6 protein-coding genes are annotated in these 4,224 nt (G+C 76.7%); 5 read left to right on the top strand and 1 reads right to left on the bottom strand.

All coding sequences use genetic code 11. The features are described 5' to 3' along the window. The coding region (locus WCS02_RS18165) for an FAD-binding protein (RefSeq protein WP_340295698.1) at nt 1-231 on the bottom strand (231 nt) is incomplete at its 3' end. Between the two features lie 69 nt (nt 232-300). Between WCS02_RS18165 and WCS02_RS18160 the strand changes: the two genes are divergently transcribed. From WCS02_RS18160 to WCS02_RS18140, 5 genes are all read left to right on the top strand, one after another. Further along, on the top strand, nt 301-1,359 hold the full coding sequence (locus WCS02_RS18160) for an ABC transporter substrate-binding protein (protein ID WP_340295697.1): 1,059 nt from the start codon (nt 301-303) through the stop codon (nt 1,357-1,359). A 7-nt stretch (nt 1,360-1,366) separates the two neighbouring features. Then, the gene (locus WCS02_RS18155) at nt 1,367-2,260 is read left to right on the top strand and encodes an ABC transporter permease (protein ID WP_340295696.1); all 894 of its coding nucleotides are present in this window, start codon (nt 1,367-1,369) and stop codon (nt 2,258-2,260) included. After that, on the top strand, nt 2,257-2,994 hold the full coding sequence (locus WCS02_RS18150) for an ABC transporter ATP-binding protein (RefSeq protein WP_340295695.1): 738 nt from the start codon (nt 2,257-2,259) through the stop codon (nt 2,992-2,994). Before WCS02_RS18155 ends, WCS02_RS18150 begins: the two co-directional genes overlap by 4 nt. Then, nucleotides 2,991-3,812, top strand: coding sequence for a class I SAM-dependent methyltransferase (locus WCS02_RS18145; RefSeq protein WP_340295694.1), 822 nt, complete (start codon nt 2,991-2,993; stop codon nt 3,810-3,812). The genes WCS02_RS18150 and WCS02_RS18145 overlap by 4 nt, the downstream gene beginning before the upstream one ends. Nucleotides 3,813-3,850: 38 nt before the next feature. Next, on the top strand, nt 3,851-4,224 hold a 374-nt coding region (locus WCS02_RS18140), incomplete at its 3' end, for an AMP-binding protein (protein ID WP_340295693.1).

Genomic DNA, 4,224 nt, shown 5'->3' with positions numbered 1-4,224 from the left:
GTCCCCGCCCAGCGGGCCCTCGCTCACCAGCGTCACCGCGGCCCCCGCCGCGCGCAGGGCCGAGGCGGCGGACAGCCCCGCGGCCCCGCCGCCCACGACGACGACGTCCGCGAGGTCGTCGGCCCCGCCCGGCACCCCGGCGACGTGGGCCGGCGCAGGGTACGCCGGGTTGCGACCGGACGCCGATCCGGGAGGCTCGCCCCGACGTATCCCAGGGGAGTCGACGCTCATGCCACGATCCTCACACTCGGGGGGGCCGACTGGGCGCACCCGTGCAATCACCGACCGTGAAGGACCACGATGACGCGCCTCACCCCCCGCCCCGCCGCCGCGCTCACCCGACGGGGCGTGCTCGGCGCCGGTGCCGCCGGCCTTGCGCTCGCCGCCTGCGGCCAGGACGAGGCGGCCCCGGCCGGCTCCGCCCCGGCGGGCGCCAGCGCCACCCCCAGCGAGGAGGACGCCGCGGTCGCCCCGCTGGAGGGTGGCCGCGAGGTGACGGTGCGCACCTGCGTCTACGCCAACAACCACGCCAGCTCGATGCTGTTCTGGCAGCAGTTCGCCCCGGAGGGCGTGACGGTCGAGGTCACCCCCGTGACCAACACCGCGGACATCATCGCGGGCCTCGAGGGCGGCACCCTGGACTTCGGCCTCATGTCCCCGTACGTCCCCATGCTCACGCAGCCCACGGGCGGCATCACGAGCAAGGTCGTCGCCATGGTCGCCCGGCAGGGCTTCGGGCTCGTCGGCCGCGCCGGGGTCGTCGAGAGCGTCGAGGACCTGGCCGGCAAGAAGATCGCCGTGCCGCCGCCCGGCGCGCAGGTGCTCGTCCTGGACCTGCTGCTGGAGGAGGCCGGGCTGGTGCTCGGTACCGACGTCGAGGGCGTGCCGCTGGGCTACGCCGACCACGTCGCCGCGCTCGCCTCCGGCCAGGTCGACGCCTTCATGGGCAGCGAACCCCCGTGCAGCCAGGCCGTCGTCGACGGCACCGGCGTCCGGCTCGAGGGCGTCTACGACACCGCGCTCGGCGACCTCAACACCGCCCTGTGGGCCTCCTCGGCGATCCTCGAGGACCCTGAGGTCGTCACCCTCGTCACGCAGCTGCAGAAGCGCGCGGCGGAGTTCATGACGCCGGGCGGCGAGAACGACCCCGAGGTGTGGCGCTCCCTGCTGGTCGACAGCTTCGGCTTCGACGAGGCGGTGTACGAGGAGGTCCTCGGCACGGTCGGGGCGCAGTGGCAGTTCGACGAGACCCGCGAGTCGCAGTTCGAGGCGGTCGGCAAGGCGCTGGTCGAGACGGGCGAGCTGCCCGCCGAGCCGGACTACGAGGCGCTGTACGCCCGCGAGTACTGGGACGTCTGAGGCCGTCGTGGCTGACGTCGCGGCGGAGCAGGAGGCGACCGGTCTGGCCGGCACCGCCCGCCTGGAGGCGGTGGCCGGCGGGGGCCTGACGACCCTGCCCCGTGCCCGCCGCCGCCGCGGACGGCGGTGGCTCGGGGCGCTGCTGCCCCTGGCCCTGCTCGTGGTCTGGCAGGTCGCGGTGCTGCTGGAGCTGCGCGACCGCAACCGCCTGCCGGCCCCGGTCGACGTCCTCGTCGCGCTCCAGGAGTTCTTCCTCACGCCCTCGTCCCCCACGCTCACCGGCGTCATCCCCTTCCTCGGGGCCGGCTGGCAGCACCTGGGGGCCAGCCTGGAGCGGACGGCCGTGGCGTGGGCGGCGGCTGTCGTCGTCGGGCTCCTGCTCGGCCTGGGGCTCGGCCTGTCCCGCTGGTTCGCCGACGTCACCGACCCGCTGCTCAACGCGCTTCGCGCGGTCCCGCTGTTCGCCTGGCTGCCCCTGGTCATCATCCAGTTCGGCCTGGGGGAGCCGGCAGCCCGGGTCCTCGTCTTCGTCGGGGCGCTCTGGCCCGTCCTGGTCTCCACGGCCGACGGCGTCGCCCGGGTCCCTCGCCAGCACATCGAGACCGCCCGCATGCTCGGCACCCCCCGGGGCCAGATGTGGCAGCGGGTCTACCTGCCCAGCGCCCTGCCGGAGATCGTCACCGGGCTGCGCCTGTCGCTGACGCTGGCCTGGACCTGCGTGGTGGTGGGCGAGCTCGCCGGGATCACGTGGGGCGTCGGAGCGATGATGAACGCCTCCCGCGAGCGCAACGCGACCGACCAGGTCGTGGTCGGGATCCTCGTGTTCGCGGTCGTCGGCCTCCTCGCCGACCGGCTGCTCCGCCTGGCCACCCGGCGCTGGACCCGCTGGGCCGACACGTGAGCACCCTGACCGCGCACGGCCTCCGGTTGTCCTTCGGCGACCTGCTGGTCCTCGACGGCGTCGACCTGCAGGTGTCCGCCGGGGAGACCCTGGCCCTGCTCGGCCCGTCCGGGTGCGGCAAGTCGACGCTGCTGCGCACGCTCGCCGGCTTCGAGACCCCGGACACCGGCGCGCTCACGCTGGACGGGGAGGAGGTGCGCGGCCCGTCCCCGTCGCGCGGCATGGTCGCCCAGGCCGGGACCCTGTTCCCCTGGCTGAGCGTGCGCGACAACATCGCCTTCGGCCCCCGGCAGGCGGGGGCGTCCGACGTCCGCGGCACCGTGGCGGACCTGCTGGCCGTCACGGGCCTGTCCGACTTCGCCGACGCGCTGCCTCGCCAGCTGTCCGGCGGCATGCGGCAGCGGGCGGCCATCGCCCAGGTTCTCGCCAACCGTCCGCCGGTCCTGCTGCTCGACGAGCCGTTCGGCGCCCTGGACGCGCAGACCCGGCTGCGGATGCACGAGTGGTTGCGCAGCCTGCTCACCGAGCGCCCCACCACCACCGTGCTCGTCACCCACGACGTCGAGGAGGCGCTCCTGCTGGGCGACCGGCTCGGCCTCATCAGCGCCCGGCCAGCCCGCATCGTCTCCGAGCGCGTGCTGCCGTTCGGGGCCGCGCGCGGTCGGCACACCCTGGGGGACCCGGCGTTCGCCCGGCTGCGGGCCGAGGTCCTCGACGCGGTGCTCACCGCGTGAGCGTGCCCCCCGTGGGGGCGCCGGGTTGGTCGGCCTTCCTCGAGGCGTACCACGCGGCCCACCCGGCGGTGACCGAGGACCTGCTGCTGCCGATGCGCGGGCCCCGCGGCCTGCAGCCCTACGCGTGGCTCGCCGAGGGCCTGCCGGCGACGGGCCCGGTCCTCGACGTGTGCTGCGGCAGCGCCCCGGTCGCCGACGTCGTGGGCCACGACCGGTACACCGGCGTCGACCTGTCCCGGGCGGAGCTCGCGCAGGCCGCCCTGCGCCGGCCGGGCGCGCGCGTGGTGCGGGGCGACGCGATGACCTCCGCCCTGACGGCGCGGCCCCCGGCCGACAGCGGGGCCGGGACCCTCGACCGTGGCGCCGGTCGGCCCGCCGCGGTCACCGTGGCGATGGCCCTCATGCTGCTGCCGCTCGAGGCCTTCCTGCGCCGCGCCGCGGCCCTGCTCCCGGACGGCGGGCGGCTGCACGCCATGGTCCCGACCCGGGAGGACGCGGCCGGCACCGGCTACGGCACGCTGCTGCGGCTGCTCGGCGAGGACGGGCACGGCTACCGCCAGCCGCTCCCGCCCGCCGTCGTCGCGCAGGAGCTCGACCGGGCGGGGTTCACGCTGGAGGACGACGAGGTCGCCGTCTTCGACCGGCACGTGCCGCCGGAGGACGTCGACCTCGTCGTCGGCTCGTTCTACGTCCGCGACGGGGGCCCGGGCCCCGAGCCCGCACGCGGCTGGCTCACCGACCGCTCCCGCGAGCCGGACTTCCTGCTGCGGTACCCGCTGCGCCGGCTGCGGGCGGTCCGCACGGGCACGGGCCGGTGAACGCGCCCGCGAGCGGGACCGCGTCCGGGAACGCGCCCGTGGACGTGCCCGACGTGCCGCTGCGCCCGTTCGCCCGGCTGCTCGCCGACAGCGCGGCACGGCACGGCGGCCGCCCGGCCCTGGTCGACCCCGTCCTGGGCGCCGAGGTGACCCATGCCGGGCTGCGAGACCTCGTGGAGGAGGCCGCCACCCGGCTGCTCGCGCAGGTCGCCCCGGGCGAGCGGGTGGCGGTGCTGGCCCGCAACGGCCTGGAGCAGGCGGTGGCCGCGCTCGCCTGCTCCCGGGCCGGGCTGGTCCACGTCGGCCTGCCCGCGGGGGACCCGCCCGAGCGGCTGGCCGCCGTGCCCCGCTCGGCCGCGCCGCGGCTGCTCCTCGTCCAGCCCGGCCTCGACGGGACCGCCGCGGCCACGCT

This window comes from Aquipuribacter hungaricus, assembly GCF_037860755.1.
Lineage (GTDB): Bacteria > Actinomycetota > Actinomycetes > Actinomycetales > JBBAYJ01 > Aquipuribacter > Aquipuribacter hungaricus.
This window is presented reverse-complemented; position numbering and strand designations above follow the sequence as displayed.